This window comes from Aeromonas piscicola (assembly GCF_000820005.1).
GTDB classification, from domain to species: domain Bacteria; phylum Pseudomonadota; class Gammaproteobacteria; order Enterobacterales; family Aeromonadaceae; genus Aeromonas; species Aeromonas piscicola.
Map to the genome: position 1 here is coordinate 1 of NZ_CDBL01000026.1, position 864 is coordinate 864.

Annotated in this window: 2 protein-coding genes; both read left to right on the forward strand. The window is 51.9% G+C overall.

What is annotated here, in order from left to right; translation table 11 throughout:
• On the forward strand, positions 1–78 hold a 78-nt coding region (locus BN1128_RS24425), incomplete at its 5' end, for an EF-Tu C-terminal domain-related protein (RefSeq protein ID WP_209428542.1).
• Positions 79–189: 111 nt separating this feature from the next.
• Positions 190–732 (forward strand): D-glycero-beta-D-manno-heptose 1,7-bisphosphate 7-phosphatase, encoded by a 543-nt coding sequence (gene gmhB / locus BN1128_RS04280; RefSeq protein ID WP_042866533.1) that lies wholly within the window; start codon positions 190–192, stop codon positions 730–732.
• Positions 733–864 lie beyond the last annotated feature (132 nt).

An 864-nucleotide genomic window follows, 5' to 3' on the forward strand; every position in this document is an offset into this window, starting at 1 on the left:
GACGACGGCCTGCGTTTCGCTATCCGTGAAGGTGGCCGTACCGTAGGTGCTGGTGTTGTAGCTAGCGTAATCGCTTAATCGATTCGTTATATACAAACATGAAAGGGGTGGCTTCGGCCGCCCCTTTTTCTTTTTGGGCCTTGTGCCCTATGAGATACTTTGCAAAATCATTTATTGAGGTAGTCCCCAGTGAGCAAGCCCGCCATTTTTCTGGACCGTGACGGTGTCATCAACGAAGACACCGGCTATGTCAGTCAGGTAGACGACTTCCATTTCCTGCCCGGTGTGATCGACGCCATGCAGCTGTTGAAGAAGAAAGGCTATCTGTTGATCGTCGTTACCAACCAGTCTGGTATCGCCCGCGGCTATTTCAGTGAGGACGACTTCATGAACCTGACTGAATGGATGGACTGGTCATTGGCCGATCGGGATGTGGATCTCGATGGTATCTATTTCTGTCCACATCACCCGGATCACGGCGCCCCTTGTGATTGCCGCAAACCTGAACCCGGTATGCTGCTGCTGGCACAACAGGAGCTGGGCATCGACATGAGCCGTTCTTATATGGTTGGCGACAAGCCTTCCGATCTGAAAGCGGCAGCCAGTGCCAAGGTTGGTCATAAAGTCATGGTGCGTACTGGCAAACCTGTTACTGATGCCGGCATCGCCTTGGCGGATGTCATCTACGACAACCTGTATGATTTCGCCGTTTCAGTGCCTGTCGCGGGCTGATTTCGTTCGCTTAATATGCGCATTGGTGGCTTTGTGAGCGAATGGTTGGTGAAAGCCATTTTTTTGCAATTATCTGCTTGCCAGAAAGTTTCTACTCCCTATAATGCGCCTCCATCGACAGGGCAAGCGGCA